We start from the raw sequence: 23720 nt of genomic DNA on the forward strand, positions 1-23720 counted from the left end.
ACAGCCTGTAAAGGAAACATCATGCAATCGCACAACTCCACGACTTATTCCTTTTCGATCAAGGATGCCCTGCTCGGAGCCCAAATGCTCTTCGTTGCATTCGGTGCCTTGGTCCTGGTTCCTCTGCTTACCGGCCTCAACCCCAATGTCGCGCTGTTCACGGCCGGGGCCGGTACCCTTCTTTTCCAATTGATAACCAAAGGCCAAGTTCCGGTCTTCCTTGCTTCCTCGTTTGCGTTTATCGCACCCATTATTTACGGAGTTCAGACATGGGGTATCCCCGGCACATTGAGTGGACTCTGCGCAGCCGGCTTCTTTTATGTTGCGTTAAGTCTGCTAATCAAAGCCCGCGGACCGGCATTTCTCAACCAACTGTTACCTGCTGTTGTCACCGGTCCTGTTATTATGGTTATTGGCCTCATTCTGGCCCCAGTCGCTGTGAATATGGCCATGGGGAAAACCGGTGATGGTTCGGCTGTCCTCGTTCCCGAGCAAACAGCGTTGATCATCTCAATGATTTCTCTGGCGGTGACAATTGTTGCCTCGCTTTTTGGCAAAGGCGTTTTCAAACTTATTCCCATTCTGTTTGGTATTGCTGCCGGCTATATCCTCTGCCTTTTCTTTGGGATTATTGACTTTTCTCCCGTCGCCACCGCACCATGGTTCGCCATGCCGGATTTTGTTTTTCCCGAATTCAATTGGGAAGCTATTCTGTTCATTGTCCCTGTGGCCATTGCTCCGGCCATTGAGCATTTTGGAGATATTTTAGCAATTAGCTCGGTCACCAATATCAACTACATCGAAAAACCAGGAATTCACCGCACCATGATGGGGGATGGACTTGCAACGGCCCTTGCAGGATTCCTTGGTGGACCACCCAATACAACTTACTCTGAAGTCACTGGCGCCGTTGCGCTGACTAAAATGTTCAACCCCGGTATTATGACCTGGGCATCCATAACAGCCGTTTTACTTGCCTTCATCGGGAAACTCGGTGCCGTTTTGCAAACCATTCCTGTCCCTGTCATGGGAGGCATCATGGTTTTACTGTTCGGAGCCATCATGGTTGTGGGTATGAATACACTAGTGCGTGCAGGACATGATCTCATGCATCCGCGCAATATGGCTATTGTCGCATTGATTGTGGTCATGGGTGTGGGTGGTATGACCTTCCACCTCGGTTCTTTCAAACTCGGTGGCATCGGTCTGGCCGGTATTCTGGGGGTCATTCTGAATCTCGTACTGCCCAAAATCAAACATGACGAAGATCTTGTGAAGCAGCATTGTGATTAAGGATACTTGCTCCTGGTAGGACATATCCCATCGTGCGGACGAAACCGGCTCATCGGTTTCGTCCTTTTTTATGACGAGGACTGCGCAACCATCGCCGCTCTCACAAAATGCAGCGTTGTGAAATCGATGCGCTCTCCGAGTGCTTCATAAACAGGGCGTAACATATTGCCATGTTCCGTCTCGATCTGACGAAATGTCTTCATCACGTGTTCAAGAGTATCTGCATCAAGGGAAACGACCCGATGCAGATCCAACTGTCCTTGTTCGACATACCACGCCAGGTGTTTAGTGATCGTCATGGTAGACAAGCCACGACGATGCGCAACAGCTTCGATATTTTCTAGTTGCTGAAACAGTTCGAAACTTTCTTTGCGTGAATCACCTTTGACGGCTTTCTCTTTTGACTCCGGTGCAAGATAGGCCTCCTGTGTCGGACTCTCCATATCCTCGGGCTTCACTTCGCATAATCCGTTTTCCTCTACATGCGCCCGAATGATATCCATGAAGAGTTCGCCATACGCATCGGCTTTGGCATGTCCCACACCATGTACGGCTAAAAAGGCATCTTCGGAGCACGGTTTCTTCATGGTCATGTCGACGAGCGATCGATCATGAAAAACCGTATATGGAGGTACACCGCGTTTCGTCGCAAGCTCAGCACGAAGGGCCCGCAGACGTTCAAAAAGAGCTTCGTCGAGAGGAGTCGCCAGTTCGATGAATCGCCTCGAACGGCGAGTTACTGTTGTTTTCTTCTTCGTCCGCACGGGGTCAAGTCGAAACGTAACGGTACGCTTTCCTTTCAGTATCTCCCATGACTTCGCATTCAGCTTGAGTCCTCCATGCCCTTCCACGTCGACTGTCAACGCCCCGGAAGCGGCAAGCTGGCGATACACAGACATCCATTGTCTTCGATCAAACTCGGTACCAATACCGAATGTACTCACCCTCTCGTGATGAAACCGCGCCACCACAGGAGTGACTTTGCCGACAAGCACATCCGATAAGTGACCAGCCCCGAAAATTTGATCAGTGCGAAATATGCACGAGAGCGCTTTTTGGGCCAACACGCTCCCTTCAATCGTTTCCACCGGCTGTTGACACGTGTCGCAATTTCCACATCCCGTTTCCAGGGCTTCTCCAAAATACCCGAGAAGCACCTTGCGTCTGCATTCGGCAGTTTCGCAAAATCCAAGAACTGCAGTCAGTTTATGCTGCTCCACACGCTTTGCCGGGCTGTCTTCTCCGTTGGAAAAGAGTAATTGTCGTAAACTCGCAATATCCCCCAGACCGTATGTCATCCACGCTGTTGCCGGCAATCCATCGCGTCCCGCCCGTCCGGTTTCCTGATGATATGCTTCTAAACTTTTGGGAGGATCAAGGTGGGCAACAAAACGCACATCGGGCTTATCAACTCCCATACCAAAGGCCACTGTCGCCACGATGATAAGACCATCCTCACGCATGAACCGATCCTGATTGATCTGCCGCACTTGTGCGGAAAGACCAGCATGATACGGTAACGCCGGAATACCTCGCTCAACCAACCATTCGGCCGTCGTCTCCACTTTCTTGCGAGACCGACAATAGACAATACCACAGTCCCCTTCGTGATGCTCCCGAATAAATGTAAGGAGTTGTCGCCGAGGCTGATCCTTGGGGACAACGGCATAATGAATATTGGGTCTATCGAATCCTCCACAAAACACTTCAGCCTTCGGCATATCGAGGCGTTCCACAATATCGCGACGTGTCGGAGTGTCGGCCGTTGCCGTCAAGGCTATACGGGGAACATGGGGAAATCGTTCGGCAAGGACGGATAAATTCAGATAGTCGGGCCTGAAATCATGTCCCCACTGAGAAACACAATGCGCTTCATCAATAGCAAACAAAGACAGAGACAAACGTTCCAGACGTTCCAGAAAACCAGGAATCGCAAATCGCTCAGGAGCAACATACAACAAGTCGATGTTGCCGTGCTCAAGTTCATGCTCTACACGATTCCGTTCTGCCAATGACATGGAAGAATTCACATAGACGGCATGCACCCCGGCCTGTATCAATGCGTCAACTTGATCATGCATGAGCGCAATGAGCGGCGAGATTACCACCCCCATTCCTGGGCGAGCCAGAGCCGGAATCTGATAACACAACGATTTACCACTGCCTGTAGGCATAATGGCCACGGTGTCGTTTCCGGACATGACATGATCAATAACGGCATGTTGCAAACCAATAAATGCAGTGTACCCAAAAACTTCTCGTAAAATATCCTCGGGGTCGCGTTTGGTCATCGTCTCTCTCCAGATTATCCGTCACCGCGACCGAAAAAGGCCGTTTTGCTTTGATATTGCCTTGAATTCTTCATAGTTGCCATGATATAACACTGTTACCTGTACACTTTCGCGGTCATACATTTATGCCGTGTATTGAATACGGTTGCTCCCAGCAAACCACCTTCCCGGCAAGGAGATACCCATGAGAATGTCTTGCATCAAGGCTGCCGAAACCGACATGAACATTTCGCAAATGTTCAAGCCTTTTGCCTTGAAAATGGAGGAGCAGGGAATGCCCTCCATCGTAATCAATGTTTTCAAATGCTATTATTCCCAATATGTTTACGGTGCACAAGGTAAGCTGTCCGACAAAGAAATCTCACCGTTGAAGGATGAAGACGTCAAAAGCTATCTTGACCTTGATGATTATGCAAAAGCTGGACGCCGGTCCATGCATCGTGTTGTCATTTTCAAGCTCAACGGCGGCCTTGGGACAAGTATGGGACTTGAAAAGGCAAAATCTTTGATCCCTGTCCGTGGAAATAAATCGTTTCTCGATGTCATCATTACCCAGGTGAAAAAACTTCGTGAGATGCACAAGACCATGCTGCCGCTGGTCTTCATGAACAGCTTTAAAACACACCTCGATACGATGATGCTTGCCGACAAGGATGGATTTGATAACGGTAAAACCGGTATCCCCCTCGCCTTTGTTCAGCATCGCTATCCCAAAATTCTCGAGGAAGATTATAAACCCGCTCAATGGCCGAGTAACCCGGAACTTGAATGGAACCCCCCGGGACATGGCGATTTTTATACCGCACTGGTCACGTCAAAAGTGCTGAAAACTTGCCTGGAAAACGGATATCGCTACGCGTTCGTTTCCAACTCCGACAACCTTGGCGCCATCATGGATGAACGGGTTCTCGGCTATATGGTTGAAGAAGAAATTCCTTTTGCGATGGAAGTCGCGAGACGGACTGCTTCCGACAAAAAAGGTGGCCACTTGGCCCGACTGAATAAAACAGGCAGTCTGGTCCTTCGCGAAGTCGCGCAATGTCCATCCAATGAAATTGAATCCTTTCAAGATATTGAAAAATATCGCTATTTCAATACAAATTCTCTCTGGCTTGATTTGAAAGAACTTGAAACGGTTTTTATTGAAAACCGCATGATGCCGCTTGATATGATCATTAATCCTAAAACTGTAGACCCGAGAAACTCTTCTTCCCCCCACGTCGTCCAAATAGAAACAGCGATGGGGTCAGCCATTTCCAACTTTAAACGTGCCAAAGCACTTGGTGTGCCGCGTTTGCGTTTCGCTCCAGTCAAAACGACAAATGACCTGCTTGTTGTCATGTCCGACTGTTACCTCCTCACCGAGGAAGGTACCGTTATCCAAAACCCTGAACGGAAAAAGGATCTTCCGATCATATCGTTGGATTCCCAATATTACAAAAAAATTGACGATTTTTTTGCCAAATTTCCTCATGGAGCCCCATCACTCTTGCAATGTGATTCACTCACCATCAAAGGCAATGTCGTTTTTGAAAAGGACGTGGTCATCAAAGGGGATGTCACGCTGGAGAATACCACAAGTCGACCTGTTGTCATCAAAGCCGGGTCTGAACTCACAGGCGTTGTGGAATTAGTGTAACGAATGCTGAAAATAAGCCCGCCAGCCCAAAACCGGGAATTCTCCGCGGTTTTGGGCTGGCGACATCTCGTAGGCCATCAACGACGGCCCCCGAACACATTGCTCTTACGGAAGTTTAACGCCACAAAACGTATTACAATCGGGCTGCGGTCGGTAAGCGCTCTTCGGACAATCGTCTTTCAGATAGCAAATCTCACATCCACCGGCATAAGGAAATGGAGTAAAAACCGCATAATTCCGATTGACGGTACCTGCATCGCGCCATTCCAAACCAAGTTTTTTAAACTTTTTGCGAATGTCCTTGTCCGGCTTCGGTAATGGCGCACATGCTCCGGCCATGACTTGAGGAACCAGTCCCTGCACGGCAAGCATGACCAGGGAAATAGCCAAGTTATGAGCAGCCATGCCACTTGAAGGAGAATTCTGCCAGACCTCTTCTACTGCGTCTTCGACGTCGCCATTGAAAAATACGAGAACATAACCTTTGTCTTCCTCTTCCGGACGGAAGAAGCGATAGGCATGCAAAAGCGGTTTCCACGCTTTCCAATAGGTTTCCAACTGCTCCAGCAGACCCTGCTCAATCTGATTGCTGTTGTTGACACTCATGAAGTACATCAAGTCAAATTCTGGGTCGACCGCCATCTTTTCCATTACGACGTTCGACTCTTTCGAAGCCTTTCCCAAAACATGCTCCTTGTTCATGCGTTCGTACGCGACCGGGGAGACAACTCAGAAGGATATGCCATGTCCCAGGCGCTTAAAGACCAGTTGCAAACCATAGTTCAAGCCGCAATTCAAGCAGTAAGCCCGGATACGGCTGTTTTCAATCACCTGCGTCGTCAAGGCGATCATCTTTTCATCAATGACCAGGCCATTGATTTATCCCGCTATGAGCGCATTGTCGTTGCTGGCGCAGGAAAAGGGGCCGCTCCCATGGCCAAAGCCATGGAAGATATTTTAGGTGATGACCTCGACGACGGCGTCTGTGTGGTCAAATACGGGCATGGTCTTCCTTTGTCTACTCTTCGGCTGCTTGAAGCCAGCCATCCTGTTCCGGATCGGGCCGGATTTCATGCTGCCCATGAAATCCTTGAACTTGTCACACCTCTCGGTGAGAACGATCTCGTCTTTGTCGTCTTGACAGGGGGAGCCAGCGCACTCCTCCCCTGCCCTATGGCACCTGTCTCATTTGTCAACCAACGCCGTCTCACCGGGCAATTGCTGGCGTGCGGGGCTGAAATTCATCAAATCAATACGATCCGAAAACACCTCTCCGGTATACAGGGTGGTCGTCTCGCCCAAGCAGCCTATCCGGCACGGGTCGTCACCCTGATTGTATCCGATGTAATCGGCGACAACCTGAGTGCCATTGCGTCTGGCCCAACCGCCCCGGATCCAACCACATTCGCCGATTGCATGAACATCATCGACGCCTTTAAACTCCGCCCGTCGCTTCCTGAAGATGTCCTGGAGTTGCTTGAAGCTGGATTGGCCCAAGCAGTAGCCGAAACCCTCAAACCAGGCGATCCCATTTTCAACAACGTCGAGAACTATATCCTTGCCAATAATAGACAAGCCTTGGCTGCTGCCGCCAATAAGGCGCAATCGTTAGGATTGCACCCTCTTGTTCTGACGTCTACCTTGAATGGAGAAGCATCGCAGGTTGCGAAATTTCTTGCGTCGGTAGGCCTTGAGGCAGCCAGCACCGGCCGGCCGACCGCTGGTCCAGCGTGCATTTTGGCAGGAGGAGAAACCACGGTGACCATTCGTGGCAAAGGCAAAGGTGGACGCAACCAGGAAATGGCACTTGCCTTTGCGTTGGAGCTCGACAAAGCCGCTTCTGAAGGCCTCCCTTCCCAAAATCTCGCGTTTCTCAGTGCAGGAACAGACGGAACCGATGGCCCAACCGATGCGGCTGGCGCCTTTGCTACGGCAGAGACTGTCAGCCGTGGCAATGTCTTGGGACTGAATGCCACCCAGTTTCTTGACCACAATGATTCCTATAACTACTTCAAACAACTCGATGATTTGCTCATCACCGGGCCAACCAAGACCAATGTTATGGATATCGCCGCGTTGATCGTGAAATGAAATTTGCAGAACTGACGAAACACGAACACCAAGTATTCTAGGCGGTTGAAGGGGCCTCTCTTCAACCGCCCCGTTTTTATTTTTGTGCTCTGCGATGTTGCAGCGAAATGTGCGACCATGAAAATCGGCGTGCAGACCGTGTATGCACCGTTGAAAATGCGTTTCAAATCGTTTTTATCTGCTTGAAAAGCACCATATGCCCTACTCGACCCAAGTCACTTTGACAGACTTCCGCGGTGGAATGGCGAAATAGCGTTCCTCTGGATAGCCAAGCATGAGACCGGCGTGGACCGTATCATCTGGCGTCAATTCAAGAGCTTCGCGTAAAGGCTCATATTCTTTGCAAGCAAGCGCAACATACCCGGCCCAACACGCACCAACCCCCAAGCCATGGGCTGCCAAATCAAGATATTCAGCTGCGGCCAACGCATCGGTCTGTGCGGTGACTGCGTGTCCAGAAGTAACAACAATCGCCAGACAGGGTGCATTGCGACACACCAAATCACGACCGGCTCTATATGCTTTCACGATCCCTGCAAGAAAGAACTTCTTCGCAACAACAGGATCAGATTTGATGAGTACAGACATGGAGTCGACCATAAGACGGGTAATCTCTGCAACGCGTTCTGGAGCAGCAACCATGATCCATTTCACGGGTTGAGCGTTATGTCCACTCGGCGCATAACGTGCAGCGTCCAGCAACGTTTCCAATGTATCACGAGAAGGTGGAACAGGCTTGAATCGACGAATGGAACGTCGAGACTTGAGAAATTGGACGACCTGTTCAGGAGTGAGACGCAACTCACGTCGTATGGGCTCCACAGGTCCAGGAGGTATCGACTCCAGAGAAAGCGCATTGTGAGGACAGGCCGCAACACAATGCCCACACCCAATACAGTACTTCTGTTTTTTCTCTTCAACAAAAACAGGCACTTCACCATCGCCGGCAAGGATAAGATTTGCCGGGCAGGCCTTGGCGCACAGTCCGTCTTTGCGGCACAAGCTGGCGTCAACATGAAGAAACGGCATGAATGCTCCTTTTCACACATATTGGAAAATTTGTTGAGACCACAATGGCATTCTCAACCGCACGAAAGAAAACCATCTTTAATAACCCAGGTTTTATACGCGGAAAGCACGTCATCCTTCTTCAACGTTCCAATAACATGATCTGTAAAGTGTTGTGATACAACCGGGACAAATGAGACTCGATGCTGCTCAAAGATATTGAGCGCATCCTCCAAGTCGGCATTTTCTGTCAAGGTGACGACTTCGGACGACATAATGTCTTTTGCCGTCAGCGCATCTTTGTTTTCGTGAAAATCGCCGAGATACGGCGATATATCGCGTAAAGTGACCACCCCGACGAGACGTTCCTCATCATCAAGAACAACGTATTGCGGTTCTTTGGATCGGCAAACACGACCAAGAACATCGAAAAAAGTATCCTTCAGCGAGAGACTTTCAAACTCTCGGGTCATGAAATCGCGTACAATGAGATTGCGGAGCACCCCGACATCATGACCACGGACAATATTCACCCCGCGATCAAGCAGCTTCTTTTCGTAGGCGGAATATCCATAGAAACGACGCACTATCATTGCGCTGACAATACACGCGGCCATAAGCGGCAAGATGATTGAATAGCTCATCGTCAGCTCAAAAATTGTCAAAATCGCTGTAATCGGAGCAAGCGTCGTTCCGGCGACAATGGCCCCCATTCCGGCCAGGGCATAATTCGCCGGAGTGACCGACCAATGCAAACCCAAAAGAGGAAACAGCGCATTGAGACCAAAACCGAATGCTGTGCCGGTAACCGCTCCAAGCACCAATGACGGCGCAAAAATCCCCCCGCTCATGCCGGACCCAATACACAATGATGTCGCCACAATTTTAGTAAAAAAGACCAAAAAAGCGATCTGCAGCGTCATTGAACCGTCGAGCGCCATATTGACGGACTCGTACCCCACGCCAAGCGCATAAGGCGAATAGAGACCGAGCACACCGAGGAGAAGTCCTCCTAAAGCGGGCTTTGTCCATTCCGGGAGTCGCAGACAGAAAAAAAGCCGATCAAGGGCGAAAATAGACCGCACAAAAAGGATGGCGACAAGTCCGGAAAGTAGCCCCAAGACGAGGTACATCCCAATTTCGGCATGATGCGAGACAACAAAATGGCCGTGATGAAACGTCTGGAAATCTCCCCAAAACAAACGGGAGAGCTTAGACGCCGTAATAGCTGCAATAATAATAGTCGTAATGTAGGCGACTTCAAGGTCAAACAGTATGACCTCAATGGCAAACAATGTTCCGGCTAACGGCGCATTGAACGTCGCAGCGATACCTGCCGCCGCTCCGCAGGCGAGACAAATACGACGCAAATCCAGTGGGAGTTTCCAAAGACGAGCTAATGATGATCCTACAGATGCCCCAATTTGCACAATGGGACCTTCCCGACCGACAGAAGCACCGCAACCAATGAGTAAACTCGTTACCGCTGCTTTAAGAAATGTTACCCGATGACGAATGTAACTTTGCTGTTTAACGACAGAAAGAATGACTTCCGGAACCCCTGGTCCTTTGGCTTCCGGAACAAAAAACGTAATGACAGGTCCTGCGACAAGTCCGCCGAAAAAGGGAACTAACAGGAGCAACCACCAGGGTGATACCGTGACTTTATCAAAGAACGTAGCACCATGTGGCCAGAAAAGCGTCTGAAAAAAATCGATGAGTGTTCGGAACAAAATCGCTCCAGCCGCGGCCAGCGCTCCAATGACAATCGCACCAAGATGCAACAGAAAGTCTCGCCGGCGAACCCGTCGCCAATACACACGAGTATCTTTGGGGCGGCCAAGATACCGACAGGATTGTTTGAAAATAGCGGCGATAGGATTGTGATGAGAAGACGATTCTGGCGTTGACATGATACCGCTCTATACCCGCCTTCCCCCCTCTCTGTCACGTACTGGCAATCAATGTGCTTGACCTCAAATTCGTTCATGGCTATTTAGTTATCATGCTAACTAAATAGCCATGAACGAAATATGCAAGCTCAGCACACGCCAATACGAGGATTTACCATGACACACGCAGACGACGCCATCACTCAACCCGTTTTATGGTATTTTGAAGGAACATTTGAGGCTGATGAAAAAAAAATTCGAAGGGCATTTCATGAAGATGCCATGATTGTCGGCTTTTTCGATGGAAAATATACGCAATGGACATTGGATGAGTTTGTGGAGCGCGTTCTGAGCCGCCCCAGCCAAAAACAAAGCGGAGAACCGTATGTCAAACGAATACTCGCGCTTGAACAAAAGGAAAACATAGCGTTTGTTCAAGCATACGCGCCGGCATTCGGTCACGAATTCACTGATTTCATAAGCTTGATCAATACCACAACAGGTTGGAAAATCCGTCATAAACAATTTACCAACGCCAAGGCTTCAATGTGTTCTTCCTGAAAGACCTTCCAAGTGATCGCATGCTCTCTGCGTATGCGGCACAATTTGATGAAATGGATACAGCAGCAACGAAGGACGCTTTGCACATGATGCGAAATGCGTCTTTGCTTCTGCGGGAGTTGGAAGCCTATTTTCGGTCTCAGCAGCTCTCGCAGACTCGATTTCTTATTCTTATTATTCTTGATCGCGAACCGGAACGAGACGCAATGTCAGCCAAGGATATTCTGCAACGTCTTGATGTTTCCAAGCCTGTCTTGACAACAACGCTGCAAAGTTTGTCAAAAGCTGGTTTCATAACCATCGATAAAGCTGAGAGAGATAGTCGATCTCTCGATATTCGACTGACGTCTCAGGGAAAACATAAACTCAAGTCACTGCTTCCTGGCTACTTTTCCATCATTGCCACATTCATGCGAACGAACTCTTCAAAAGATCTAGATTCCGGTTGAGGAGGATCTTCCTGTGCAGAGTAAACCCTATGCCTCAGACAAAAAACGGATGACAACGAGCGTGATATCATCGTCGTACGGTTCCTGGCCCACAAAGTCGTCAAGCGCCTGGAGGACTTTTGAAACAATATCTTGAGTGCTTTCCGTGGAGTATTCGACAATGGCATCTCGAAAACGATCCTTGCCGAACATGATTCCATCTTCATTTCGAGCTTCCCATATGCCGTCCGTGGCGAGCACAAGCAATGCTCCAGGCGGAAGGCATTTGGGGCCTTCGGTTTTGTATTTCGCGTCCTCAATCGCTCCCAAGGGCAAACCCGAACCAGATAATTCATAAAACGACTTACTGACGGGATCATACACCAATGCGGGGTCGTGCCCTGCTCTCGCCCATCGGACACAACGATTTTCGTGAAGTATCTCAAGATAGAAAAGCGTGACAAATTGTCCAGTACCAACGACATCTTGGGCAAGCATCTCGTTGACTTTGCCAAGACGCTCAGCCGGATCGCCACACGGTGCCATTCGAAGAAAAGCACGTGCTGCAGCCATAAGCAGCGCCGGTCCAATACCATGCCCGGCCACGTCTGCAACAACGATAGCCGTACCGTTTTGAGTTGGAATAAAATCGTAATAATCACCACCGGTTTCATCACAATACACGCTGGACGCTGCAATCTGAAGTCCGGGGATGACGGGAGGCGTATCTGGAAGAAGTCCTTTTTGGACTTGCTCCGCCACACGCAAAGCCCCCATGAGTTTGAGTCTGTGCTGCAAGGCCTCAATCATGGAATTTGTATAAACAGCAATAACACCGAATTCATTACTTGCAGCCACTGGAACGGATCGATCCAGACGCCCTTTGGCCACTCGCTCTAATATTCGAGTCTGCAACCCAAAAAGCATTGAAAGATTCGTCGAATAGAGATGGATGAGGCGCATAACCTCGAACAATAATACAAACAGAACAAAAACAATCTCTAACAGTACAGACTGACGAGCCTGGTCAATCACCCAGTCGTTGCCCCCCATCTCTGTCACCCAACGGACATCGTTAAACCAGATAAGACCAAGGATGACTGAAACGAAAATGGTCGTACAGATGGCAACAAAGGTAAAAGAACGAGTTAAAGGGCGAAACGCTGTTGGTGGCTCGTATTCGGCATTTCCCAAAGCGGCCTGAGAGAGAAGAGTACGTTGACGCGACAAAGCGCCTTCAAGTCCAAAGAAAAAACCAGATGCAAGAATGCCGGTCATAAGTTGAGCCGGGCTTACGAAAGGAAAATGAAACCACCAATATAAAATATTGGATGACACAATCCCAGCCAAAATAACAAGACCGTAGTCCAACCAGAATTGTCGTCGCGGCTGCGCCAGTCGCGGTTGAGACAAAACCAACCGCCTCTCCAATGGACCTCGAAGAAAAAAAGCAGGCACGAAGCCGATGAAAATGAGTGTCCCCAATAGCACGGGGGACAGGCTGTCAATAAATGGTCAGACCTGTCCCCCGTAGAGGGCCATTACAGCAGTAATGACAATACTTCCAGTAATAAACAATCCCGGCCTATCTGTAATGATGGAGCGAAAATTCATGGAGGTTCCTCCAGTTCCGCCACATGCCAGAGTCGGCCAGGCGGTAATTATTTCGATTTCTTCTTTGGGCTCCGCATGGTGTACCGCTTGGTCGCGGACAGTTCGAGCTTCCGCAAACGAATGGACACCGGCGTGACTTCAACCAGCTCATCTTCTTTGACGAAGTGAATGGCCCGTTCAAGAGTCATAGGCTTTACTGGTGATAAAACGATATTCTCGTCTTTGCCTGCAGCCCGCATATTGGTCAACTTCTTTTCTTTCGTTGGGTTGACGTCAATATCATTGTCGCGGTTATGCTCACCGACAATCAGCCCTTCATACACAGGATCATTAGGAACAACGAAGAGCTGACCTCGTGGCTCCAGATTGTACAAAGCATATGCCACCGCCGAGCCAGGACGGTCGCACACAATGGAGCCGGTGAACCGAGACGGAAAATCGCCACGGTATTCCTCATGCCCTTCAAGATACGAGTTCATGATACCGGTTCCTTTGGTATCGGTTAAAAATTCATCTCGATATCCAATGAGGCCACGCGACGGAATGCTGAATTCGAGACGAACGCGTCCCGAACCATGATTGATAAGATTGACCATGCGACCTTTTCGGATGGACAACTTTTCCGTCACCACGCCGGTAAAATTCTCGTCACAATCGATAAAAAGGCGTTCGATAGGCTCAAGCTTTTTGCCGTCTTCATACTTATAAATGACTTCAGGCCGCCCCACGCTCAATTCAAAGCCTTCTCGACGCATGGTTTCAATGATAATGGCGAGCTGGAATTCACCACGGCCTTTGACGATGAGACTGTCACGTTCCTCGGTCTCTTCGACTCGGATAGCCACATTGAGCAGTGTTTCTTTGAACAACCGTTCGCGAATGCGACTCGACTGCACAAACTTCCCTTCTCGTCCTGCCAATGGGGACGAGTTAATGGTGAACTTCATGGAGACGGTCGGTTCATCGACATGCAACCGCTTCAGCGTACGGGGATTATCGCGCGTACAAATCGTATCCCCGATTTTCACGTCTTCAATCCCGGACAATACGATAATATCACCAGGTTCAGCCTCGTTTTCGTCCTTAAGGCTCAAGCCCTCGTAAACCTGAATACGTGTCACTCGAAGCGGTGTGACGCGGTCGTTCTCACCATTACAAATCAGGCTTTCATTGTTTTTGACGAAGCCACCGGCAATTTTTCCCACGGCCAAGCGGCCGAGAAAATCGGAGTATCCCAGGTCGGAGACAAGCATCTGAAACGGTTCGGAAGGATCATACGTCGGTCCGGGAACTTCCGACAAAATCGTCTCGAAGAGCTGGCGCAAATCAACAAGTTCTTGGTCCAGAGTCTTTGCAGCGACACCGTTTCGCCCAATGGCGTATAATATAGGAAATTCCAATTGTTCCTCATCGGCACCAAGGTCGATGAACAAATCGTAAATTTCGTTGATAACCTCTTCGGGACGTGCATCCTGCCGGTCAATCTTGTTGACAACAACAATAACCGGCAGCCCCCGACGAAGAGTTTTTTCGAGAACGAATCGTGTTTGGGGAAGCGGCCCTTCGGAAGCGTCAACCAAAAGGACAGCTCCATCGACCATGGACAGGGCGCGTTCGACTTCTCCACCAAAGTCGGCGTGGCCAGGGGTGTCAACAATGTTAATTTTGACGTCATCCCATACAACGGCGCAGTTTTTGGCGGCAATGGTAATGCCACGCTCACGTTCCAAGTCCATATTATCCATGAGTCGATCATCAACAGCCTGACCTTCACGGAATAAACCGCTTTGTTTGAACATGGCGTCGACGAGTGTTGTTTTTCCATGGTCAACGTGAGCGATAATGGCAATATTTCGCAAATGCGGATTTGTTACGGTATTTTTCATTGATGCAATGCTTCCTTGCAGGCGCGGCAAACCTCTATGACCGTGCCGTGCCGTTCATCTCAATAATTTGGTTTGGGAATGAAGAGAGAAAAAGAGGTTTCGTGCGGCGCTACTTCCAATCCTTTACGCTGTATTTGTCAAGAATCTTTTGCAACTTTCCGCTCTGACGTAATGCAGCAAGTCCTGTATCCAACGTTTTGGCCAGCTCCGGGGATGCCTTATCTACGGGGGTAAAGCCGACGAAGATAGGGATAGGCTCTCCGACACTGCCGATATTCTTTATGTTTCCCAGAAAACCCAACTGACGGGCGGCCCATTCTACGACATTTTTATCGCCGATAATATAATCAACTTTCCCGTTGACGAGCATAAACAAATTTTCCATGACGGGCTTATCTGTACTCGCCAAAACCACTTTTGTGGGGTTCTGCAAAATATACCAGTTTACATCGTCTCCATAGTCATACCCAAACGCCGCTCCAAGGATACCATTGGCAAAGGAATGGACATCTTTAAACTCTTTGTTGGAATCACTTTTGACAAAGACATCGTTGGAGGAATATCCTACTGGTTCAGTTGGATAAATAAAGTTTGGCGCTTCGTCCTTGGTGCACCCAATAAGAGCCTGATATTTGCCTGTGGTGGTAAACCGTAAGGCCTCCTGCCACGGCACGATTTCATAATCGAGTTTATTGGGGGATCCTTTAAAGGAAAACTTCAATATATCAACAATATATCCCGACATATTCCCAGGATGACACGCATAAGGGCACCAGTAATCGGAAACAGCAATAAACCGGTCGGCGAAAGCGTTACTCGTGCAGCACAACATAGCCAAAACGACAAAAAGAAGAGAGAAACTGCGGGATATTGATTTCATGAGGGGATCCACAACGATCGCGCCGTTGAACGGCGAAGGCTTCGCAAAGCACTACCAATTCGCTCTTCGGCGTCTTTTCAGGTTTTTCATTCATTCAACATAAGCCGATGCGGTACTCTCTTTATGCATAGCAATTTAGGCGGTAAAGAGATTCCCGTCAATACCTCACCCCCTCCACACCGAAGAAGAACAACCTTGCAACGCAAATGACATATTTAAGTCTGAAAAGGATTTCTTCCACAGTCTCTGCGCGTTCTGCACCATCGCACGCCAGCACTCAACACCCAATAGTAGCATGGAAAAAGAACTCCACCGACATTCTCAACCCATACTTCGGTCTTAGACAGAATCGACATATTGATTGTGGCATACGAAAATAACACCCTCAACATCACGAGACTCCTTGCCACATGATCAAGAAGTCAAACCACTCATTCGTCACCTCCAATCAATGCGGAAAGAGCACACCATATTTCAAACATCATACATCATTTTAGACATTTATCGTGCAACACACTACTGCATATTTTAATCATAACATGATAAATACAATAACAACAACGCTCAATGAATAAAAAATAAAACAACTCCCCCTACATAACAACGTTTGACGATACAAAATTAAATTCAAACACCCTGTACAAAGAGATTCTTTTTTCGTAATATAAACATTTCATTTCATCATCACATTCGTTTAATATAAAATTTGATTCCGAGATCACTATTCTTTTTCAGATGAGACCCAACAGGCTCCCTCTCTTCAAAAATTAAAGACTACAATTTCAAGGTGTTACAAAAAAAGTTTTCCAATCTTTTCTTCACGTCCTCAATACAAACAATACTACTACTGTACATTTCGTAACACAATTTACTTTCCATGTTAACACCTGTATACATAACAAATGCAATATCACACCCATTGCGATATTGTGAGAAGAATTACAGACACAACATTCTCAACCATTGGCAATCACTCAAGCTACGTGGTGGAATGAGAGAACTGCCAAAGGAGGAAAACCATGGCAAAAGTGGGTGTGTACGTCTGCCACTGCGGCTCGAACATCGCGGGAGTCATTGATGTCGAAGCCGTGCGGGCACTCGCCGAAACGCTCCCCGATGTGACCTCAGCCCAAAGTGACCTGTTTATGTGCTCGAATTCGGGCCAAGAGATGATTAAGCAGGACATTCAAGACGGCAAAGTCGATCGTGTGGTAGTGGCCGCTTGTACACCCCGAACGCACGAACCCATCTTTCGAAACACGTGCGAAGCCGCAGGGCTCAACAAATACTTCTTTGAAATGGCAAATATTCGCGACCAATCGAGCTGGGTCCACCAACACGATCCTTTCGGAGCTACGGAGAAAGCAAAGCTCGTTGTTGCTTCGGCTGTCGGGAAGGCCGCTCGTCTCAAGCCACTTGAGGATAAATTTGTCGATGTCACCAAAGCAGCCATGGTTATCGGAGGCGGTGTTGCAGGGATTTTTTCGGCCCTGGAACTGGCGAATTTAGGCTATAAAACATATCTCGTGGAGAAAGAGCCCTCCATCGGCGGTATCATGGCGATGCTCGACAAAACGTTCCCCACGAACGATTGTTCGGCTTGTATCCTAACCCCCCTTATGGTCGATGTTGGAAACCACCCGAATATCGAACTGATGACCTATTCCGAAGTGATTGATGTTGACGGTTACATCGGAAACTTCAAGGTTAAAGTGAAGAAAAAACAGTCATACGTCGACTGGAACAGATGTACAGGGTGTGCTGCTTGCAGCGAAGTCTGCCCCGGAAGAACTTCCGATGTATTCAATCAGGGAATGTCGCAACGTAGTGCAACCTATATCCACTTTCCTCAAGCTGTACCGAAGAAAGCCGTCATTGATATGGATGCCTGCATTAGCTGCTCCGGCCGCAGAGTCGGCACCGCCCCCACAATCGATCATAAAACCGGCTTCCCTATACTTGCACCATGTGAAAACGCTTGTCCGTCAGGTGCGATCAACCTAAGCATCAATTATGACCCATTCGGTGAGGTTGTCGAAGTCGCCGTCGGCACCATCATCGCCGCCACGGGATATAAAGTCATGGAAAAGGATGCGTTCAAGGAGATGGCGCCGTCTTCCCCTAATGTCATCACGGCCTTACAACTCGAACGTATCATCTCTGCCACCGGCCCCACTGGCGGCCAACTTCTCCGCCCTTCGGACAACACGCGACCCAAAACAATAAATTTTCTCTCCTGTATGGGGTCACGCGACGTGAGGCATCACACCTATTGCTCTCGTATATGTTGCATGTACATGGTCAAACAGGCCCGTCTCATCAAGGAAAAGTACCCTGATATCAATATATTCATACACTTCATCGACGTCCGTACCGCTGGCAAGGGCTACGATGAATACTACACCGGTGCCCGTCGTATGGGCATTCATATTCTCAAAGGCAAAGTGGGTGGTATTCAAAAAGTGGGTGACGAGACGCTCCGTGTCCTTGCCTATGATATGGAAAGCCAAGAAAATATTGAGATCGAATCCGATCTTGTTGTACTGGCAACGGCAATCGAACTTCCCGAATCCACCAAAACGCTTGCCCAAACATTGGGTCTCCAATTCGATGGATCAGGTTTTTTCCGCGAACTTCACCCCAAGCTTGGTCCCGTAGAAACATCGACCCAAGGCATTTTTCTCGCAGGCTGCTGCCAAGGCCCCAAAGATATCCCCGATACCGTTTCCCAAGCCAAAGCCGCAGCGGCGGCAGCAGCAATTCCACTTGCCCAAGGTCACGTGCGTATTGCTCCTACCATCTCCGAAATTCATCCCGAAAAATGTTCGGGGTGTGGAATTTGTGTTCCGCTGTGTCCGTATTTCGCTATCACCCTGAAGACCTGGGGGGACCGGCCGCGAGCCGAAATCGACATCACTCAGTGTAAAGGATGTGGCGTCTGTACGGCGACGTGTCCGAGCGGCGCTATCGTGCTGCACGGATTCGAAGAAGAACAGATCATGGCACAAATCGAAGCGTTGACGCGTTAGGAGATCTTCCACCATGAGTATACAGCTTTCCAAAGAAAAAATTGATGAAGCCATTTTGACCATTATTGCGAATGGTGGTGAAGGTATCCTGCAATGCGTTCAGTGTGGAGCGTGTTCGGCAGTCTGTCCTGGTGTTCGTGCCGGTTTTCCGGTCTTATGCCGACTGCTTATCAAAAAACTTCAGGAAGGCCAGCTCGAAGAGATCATAGAAGAAACGTCAACCTGGGGTTGTCAGGCATGCAACCGCTGTACGGAAGTATGTCCACAAGGCGTTCGGCCGCTAGAAGTCGTTTTTGCGTTTCGTCGTTACCAAGCAAAAGAATTGGCTATTTCCACATCGAGCACGTTGGTTCAGATGACACTGTATGAACGTGGTCACGCTGTTTTTACCGACGCCCAAGCGCTTCGCGAAAGCGTTGGCCTGCCAGGCAAGGCACCAACATCGGCGTATGATGAAAAGGCCCAAAAGGAAATTCAGACGCTTATGGACAATAGCCCCATGTCCGAACTGGGACTTTTCTAAAAGGAGCGGTGGCCATGCAACAATTTGGCCTTTATCTGGGGTGCAACATCCCCTTCAAAGCGCCCGATATTGAACAATCCTTTCGCAAAGTATTTCCCAAGCTCGGTATCGAACCTGTTGATCTGGAAGGTGCGGGCTGTTGCCCTGCCTGGGGAACGGCTCCGTCTTTCGATCTGACCACATGGTGCTCACTATCGGGGCGAAATATCACGATTGCCGAAGAAAAAGGACTGGACGTGATGATAGGGTGCAACTCCTGTTTCGGTATCTTATCCGAAGCGAAGCACTTCATCGACACCGACCCAAAACGCAAAAAAGCGGTCAATGAAAAATTGGCGATGATCAATCGTGAATACAAGGGAACAAGCAATATCTATCATGTGTCGCATGTGCTTCATGAAATAGTCGGAATAGAAAAAATCAAAAGTAAACTGAAATATGATTTATCCGGACTGACTGTGGCCGTCCAACCCGGCTGTCATACCTTATGGCCGTCCGATATATGTCATATCAAGGAATCCAACCCCTTTGAGCCGACGTTGTTGCGCGATCTCGTTGAAACGACAGGCGCTTCCGCTCCAGAATATAGCCGCCTGGCCAGCTGTTGCGGCATGGGCGGCATGCGCTCAACGAATGTGGAGAAGTCTCTTGGATTGCTCAAAACAAAACTTCTATCCATCAAGGAAGAACTCAATCCTGATCTTATTGTCACGACATGTTCTTCCTGTTTTCTCCAATTCGATATGTCACAACCCTTGCTGAAAGAACGTGATCTCATCGATTTCGAAATTCCAGTGCTCTACGCCACGCAGCTTCTCGCATTGGCCATGGGATTCAACCCCAAAGAAGTTGCGGCTATAAGCAAAGTGAACCGTGATGTTGTTATCGACGACATCCAAAGCGAAAAGCGCTTGATATAGTACGGAGGCAAAGTATGTCCTTTAACCCCAATATTGTCGGATTCGCCTGCCAATGGTGCACCTACGCGGGAGCGGATCTGGCCGGTAACCTCCGGTGCAAATACCCACCGACCATTAAACTCATCAAAGTCCCATGTTCGGGCACGGTAGAAGCCGAGTTCATCCTGGAAGCACTCCGCCGTGGTGCAGATGGTGTTCTTGTAGGTGGTTGTCATTTCGGAGACTGCCATTACAAAGAAGGAAACTACAAAGCGGCCCGGCGCATGAAGCTCCTCAAAAAACTCATTGCGGACGAAGGATTCGATAGTCGCCGTTTCCGGCTCGAATGGATTTCAGGCGCCGAGGGCATGAAATTCGCTGAAGTTGTCACCGAGTTCACGAATGAGCTTATCGAGCTTGGCCCCAGCCCCCTGAAAAAGGCGGTAAAACCGTGAGCATGATGTCTTTCATTTCCAAGATGTTCAATGAGACCGATGGGGAGAACACAAACTCAAATATTTCGAATCCCTCCCCAGTGGATGAGACTGAGCGTCACACACATACCGCTCCCCAACACCTTGAAGACGTCGCCACTTCAATCGAGGACAAAGACATTGCTCAGGTGAAGGCCGAAAAAAAACAAACGGAAAAGTCGGAAAAACTCAAGTTTGCGTTCATGCTGGCTGGAGGTTGCGCTGGCTGCGAGATGGCATTGATTGATATCTCGGAAAAACTTGTCGATACGCTCGACCATCTTGAAATCGTCTTTTGGGCGCCCACAGCGGCCGATGTAAAATATAAAGATCTTGAAGCATACCCTGATAATTTCATCGACTTGGCATTTGTCGACGGTATGGTGCGCAACACGGAAAACGAACATATGGTCACCGTGTTACGCCAGAAATCCAAAGTTCTTGTGGCGTTTGGAGCCTGCGCCACTGTTGGTGGCGTCGCCGCTATGGGCGATCTCCATACCAAGGACGAGCTCTTCGACTACGCCTACAAACAATCATGGAGTACAGACAACCCGGACGGTGTGTTGCCGACTTCTGAATATATCTTGGATGGAAAGTACAATTTGACCATCCCTGCTTTTACGGATCGCTGCATGACCATCGCCGAATTGGTCGATGTTGACTTTTTTATTGGCGGTTGTCCTCCACATCACGACTTCATTGCCGCGACCGTCAATCTTGTCCTTTCCGGTGAAATGCCCGCCAAAGGAACCTGGCTCACCAGCGGAAAAGCCGTCTGTGATGTCTGCACACGGAACCCGGCAATAACCGGTGAAATGCGTCGCCCTGTCGGACAGGTTTTTCGTACCGTAGAGGGCCAACCCGACCCGGTAAAGTGCTTGCTCCAACAAGGATACATCTGTTTCGGCCCCATGACACAAGGTGATTGTGGCGCGGCCTGCCTCAAAGCCAATATGCCATGCCGTGGTTGCGGGGGGCCCATTCCGGGGATCAAGGATTTCGGCGCTCGATGCCTGACAACAATTGGCTCGACGTTGAAAGACGAACGGACATGCGATCAGCTTATGGAGAAATATCCACAGCTTGCGAAGTTCGTATATCGTTACTCCTACACCTCAGGCATGATCGATAAAAGGAAATCTGCCGAGTCCGTCCCTTCAAGAAGGAATTTACCGTGAAAAAGATAGAGATCAACCCTATTACCCGACTGGAAGGACACGGCAAAATAGCCATCTTTCTCGATGACCAAGGAAACGTCGACGACGCTTTCTTCCAGACCGTTGAATTTCGGGGATATGAAAAATTTCTTCAAGGCATGCCAATGGAAGAAGTACCGCGTACGGTTTCTACGGTATGCGGTGTTTGTCGCGCTGTACATTTCATGGCATCGACAAAAGCCTCGGATGGTGTTTTTGGTGTGGAGCCCCCACCAACCGGGAAAAAATTACGCGAACTCTTTTTTAATGCACATTACGTGGAAGACCATTGTGTCATTCTTTATGCTTTGGGTTTTCCTGATTTCGTTGTCGGACCTCAGGCCGATCCGGCTAAACGCAATATTGTAGGCCTCATCGAAGCCGTCGGTAAAGAAACAGCGAAGCGTGTTCTTTCAAAGCGCGGCAAAGCAGTTAAAATATTCGAATTGCTTGGAGGACGTCCCAACCATCCCGTTGCCGGTCTGCCCGGTGGATGGTCGCGCTCCATTAGCGAAGACGAACGCAAACAGATCGTGAAATGGGGGGAAGAACTCGTCGAACTGGGACAAATCACGCTTCAAATTTTCGATGATATCGTGCTGAAAAATGACACATACATGGAACTTGTCACCGGAGACATGTACAAAGTTGAAGTCGGCTATATGGGAAGCGTCTCTCCCGACAATACGATCACGTACTATGACGGCGTGCAAAAAGTTATTGATGCCAAAGGCAATGTGGTTGGCACATTCACAGGCAAGGAATACCTCGATTTTATTTCCGAACGTGTCCAGCCGTGGTCGTACCTCAAGTTCCCCTACCAGAAAAAACTCGGCGATTGGAACGGTATTCAGGAAGGTCCCGACACGAACCTCTATTCGGTTGGTCCATTGGCCCGCTTCAATATCATTGACGGGATGGATACCCCTTTGGCGCAGGAACATTTTGAGCAGTTCCACGCCACATTCGGCGGTAAACCCGTTCATCACATTCTGGGCTATCACTGGGCCCGTGCCATTGAAATGCTCAACGCTGCCGAAAAAATCGTCGAGATTGCCTCCGATCCGAGTATTACATCCCGCGAAACCTGGACCAGGCCTACACAGGTGACTGGCGAAGGCGTCGGCATTATTGAAGCACCACGGGGCACGCTTATTCATCATTATCAGACCGACGATAAAGGCATTGTGACCGGAGCCAACCTCATCGTTGCCACGACACACAACAACGGCCCCATCAATCTGGCAGTGAAGAAAGCAGCCAAACACTTCATCAAAGGCGGAGAGGTCTCCGAAGGTATGTTGAACTATGTTGAAATGGCGTTCCGTCCTTACGATTTGTGTCTTGCCTGCGCTACGCATACGGTCAGCGGCACCCAAACCGCCATGGAGATCAATATTTTCCAGAGCGACGGTACACTCTACAAAACATTGAAAAACATCTAAACTCCGTATGGCCTCATAGCCGCTCCTCGACTCGCTTGTTCCGGAGACAACTATGAAAACACCGCTTGTTCTGGGTATCGGCAATCCGTTGCTGCAAGACGATCGTGCCGGAATTGAAGTCATTGAAAAACTTCAGGAGCTAGGCGCGCCATGCGACACGTTAGAAGTCTATACAGTCGGTTTTGAAATCATCGATCGATGTATGGGACGAGACCAGGTTATTGTTGTCGACGCCTGTATGTTGGGGAATCAACCGGGATCCATTCTTAACGTCGGCATTGATGACATTTTCAACTCCACCTCTCTTGCGAACTCCCATGCCATTACATTGGGGGCAACGTTGAAAGTCGGTTACGAGCTCTTCCCTGAAAAAATGCCAGCGGACTTGCGCATTATTTTGATCGAAGCCAAGGATGTGAAAGAATTTTCCAGACAATGCTCACCAGAGGTGTGTGCCGCTATTGACACCGTCGTGAAGCAAATTCAAGAAATGGTGTTTGAAAAAAGCTAAATAAAAAGACGAGATACTTCCTGTGTAACGCCGGCTATCAACACAACGAACCGTCATT

19 protein-coding genes are annotated in these 23720 nt (G+C 49.0%); 12 read left to right on the forward strand and 7 right to left on the reverse strand.

Annotated elements, in window-relative coordinates:
• Positions 1-21 precede the first annotated feature (21 nt).
• Entirely contained in the window at positions 22-1293 is a 1272-nt protein-coding gene (locus G451_RS0105425; protein ID WP_034640861.1) for a uracil-xanthine permease family protein, read from the forward strand.
• Positions 1294-1361: 68 nt separating this feature from the next.
• On the opposite strand, the gene recQ is transcribed toward G451_RS0105425, so the two are convergent.
• Positions 1362-3584 carry a DNA helicase RecQ gene (recQ, locus tag G451_RS0105430; RefSeq protein WP_027183452.1) on the reverse strand — a complete coding sequence of 741 codons (2223 nt, stop codon included), beginning with the start codon at positions 3582-3584 and terminating at the stop codon, positions 1362-1364.
• Positions 3585-3768: 184 nt separating this feature from the next.
• Here recQ and G451_RS0105435 point away from each other — a divergent pair, with 184 nt between their 5' ends.
• Positions 3769-5223, forward strand: a complete 1455-nt coding sequence (locus tag G451_RS0105435; RefSeq protein ID WP_051261189.1) for a UTP--glucose-1-phosphate uridylyltransferase — start codon at positions 3769-3771, stop codon at positions 5221-5223.
• A gap of 105 nt (positions 5224-5328) precedes the next feature.
• On the opposite strand, the gene G451_RS27820 is transcribed toward G451_RS0105435, so the two are convergent.
• Complete coding sequence (locus G451_RS27820) at positions 5329-5907, reverse strand: hypothetical protein (protein WP_245587774.1); 579 nt, start codon at positions 5905-5907, stop codon at positions 5329-5331.
• 60 nt (positions 5908-5967) lie between these two features.
• On the opposite strand from G451_RS27820, the gene G451_RS0105445 reads away from it, so the two are divergent.
• Entirely contained in the window at positions 5968-7314 is a 1347-nt protein-coding gene (locus G451_RS0105445; RefSeq protein ID WP_027183454.1) for a glycerate kinase type-2 family protein, read from the forward strand.
• 201 nt (positions 7315-7515) lie between these two features.
• Here the strand turns inward: G451_RS0105445 and G451_RS0105450 are convergent, their stop codons facing one another.
• Both G451_RS0105450 and G451_RS27825 read right to left on the reverse strand, forming a co-directional pair.
• Entirely contained in the window at positions 7516-8343 is an 828-nt protein-coding gene (locus G451_RS0105450) for a nitroreductase family protein (protein WP_027183455.1), read from the reverse strand.
• Between the two features lie 53 nt (positions 8344-8396).
• Positions 8397-10235, reverse strand: a complete 1839-nt coding sequence (locus G451_RS27825) for a chloride channel protein (protein ID WP_084448397.1) — start codon at positions 10233-10235, stop codon at positions 8397-8399.
• A 156-nt stretch (positions 10236-10391) separates the two neighbouring features.
• Here G451_RS27825 and G451_RS32355 point away from each other — a divergent pair, with 156 nt between their 5' ends.
• Positions 10392-10775 (forward strand): nuclear transport factor 2 family protein, encoded by a 384-nt coding sequence (locus tag G451_RS32355; protein ID WP_051261190.1) that lies wholly within the window; start codon positions 10392-10394, stop codon positions 10773-10775.
• A gap of 20 nt (positions 10776-10795) precedes the next feature.
• On the forward strand, positions 10796-11224 hold the full coding sequence (locus G451_RS0105465; protein ID WP_211236335.1) for a MarR family transcriptional regulator: 429 nt from the start codon (positions 10796-10798) through the stop codon (positions 11222-11224).
• A gap of 27 nt (positions 11225-11251) precedes the next feature.
• Here the strand turns inward: G451_RS0105465 and G451_RS0105470 are convergent, their stop codons facing one another.
• The 3 genes from G451_RS0105470 to G451_RS0105480 form a co-directional block, all read right to left on the reverse strand.
• Entirely contained in the window at positions 11252-12712 is a 1461-nt protein-coding gene (locus G451_RS0105470; protein WP_342663754.1) for a PP2C family protein-serine/threonine phosphatase, read from the reverse strand.
• A 152-nt stretch (positions 12713-12864) separates the two neighbouring features.
• On the reverse strand, positions 12865-14703 hold the full coding sequence (gene typA / locus G451_RS0105475) for a translational GTPase TypA (RefSeq protein WP_027183458.1): 1839 nt from the start codon (positions 14701-14703) through the stop codon (positions 12865-12867).
• Positions 14704-14812: 109 nt separating this feature from the next.
• Positions 14813-15583: a substrate-binding periplasmic protein gene (locus tag G451_RS0105480; protein WP_027183459.1), complete on the reverse strand. Its 771-nt coding sequence runs from the start codon at positions 15581-15583 to the stop codon at positions 14813-14815.
• 1019 nt (positions 15584-16602) lie between these two features.
• Here G451_RS0105480 and G451_RS0105485 point away from each other — a divergent pair.
• Genes G451_RS0105485 through G451_RS27840 form a run of 7 tightly spaced genes read left to right on the forward strand, consistent with a single transcriptional unit; the run spans position 16603 to position 23662 of the window.
• A complete protein-coding gene (locus G451_RS0105485; RefSeq protein ID WP_027183460.1) occupies positions 16603-18612 on the forward strand; it encodes a CoB--CoM heterodisulfide reductase iron-sulfur subunit A family protein in 2010 nt (669 codons plus the stop codon).
• A gap of 13 nt (positions 18613-18625) precedes the next feature.
• A complete protein-coding gene (locus G451_RS0105490; RefSeq protein ID WP_027183461.1) occupies positions 18626-19135 on the forward strand; it encodes a 4Fe-4S dicluster domain-containing protein in 510 nt (169 codons plus the stop codon).
• A gap of 14 nt (positions 19136-19149) precedes the next feature.
• Positions 19150-20055 carry a CoB--CoM heterodisulfide reductase iron-sulfur subunit B family protein gene (locus G451_RS0105495; RefSeq protein WP_027183462.1) on the forward strand — a complete coding sequence of 302 codons (906 nt, stop codon included), beginning with the start codon at positions 19150-19152 and terminating at the stop codon, positions 20053-20055.
• Positions 20056-20069: 14 nt separating this feature from the next.
• Complete coding sequence (locus tag G451_RS0105500; RefSeq protein WP_027183463.1) at positions 20070-20489, forward strand: hydrogenase iron-sulfur subunit; 420 nt, start codon at positions 20070-20072, stop codon at positions 20487-20489.
• Positions 20490-20491: 2 nt separating this feature from the next.
• Complete coding sequence (locus tag G451_RS27835; RefSeq protein ID WP_245587780.1) at positions 20492-21688, forward strand: NADH-quinone oxidoreductase subunit B family protein; 1197 nt, start codon at positions 20492-20494, stop codon at positions 21686-21688.
• On the forward strand, positions 21685-23151 hold the full coding sequence (locus G451_RS0105510) for a Ni/Fe hydrogenase subunit alpha (RefSeq protein WP_027183464.1): 1467 nt from the start codon (positions 21685-21687) through the stop codon (positions 23149-23151). Before G451_RS27835 ends, G451_RS0105510 begins: the two co-directional genes overlap by 4 nt.
• 52 nt (positions 23152-23203) lie before the next feature.
• Positions 23204-23662, forward strand: a complete 459-nt coding sequence (locus tag G451_RS27840) for a hydrogenase maturation protease (protein ID WP_051261192.1) — start codon at positions 23204-23206, stop codon at positions 23660-23662.
• Positions 23663-23720 lie beyond the last annotated feature (58 nt).

It is taken from the genome of Desulfovibrio inopinatus DSM 10711 (genome assembly GCF_000429305.1).
Lineage (GTDB): Bacteria > Desulfobacterota > Desulfovibrionia > Desulfovibrionales > Desulfovibrionaceae > Alteridesulfovibrio > Alteridesulfovibrio inopinatus.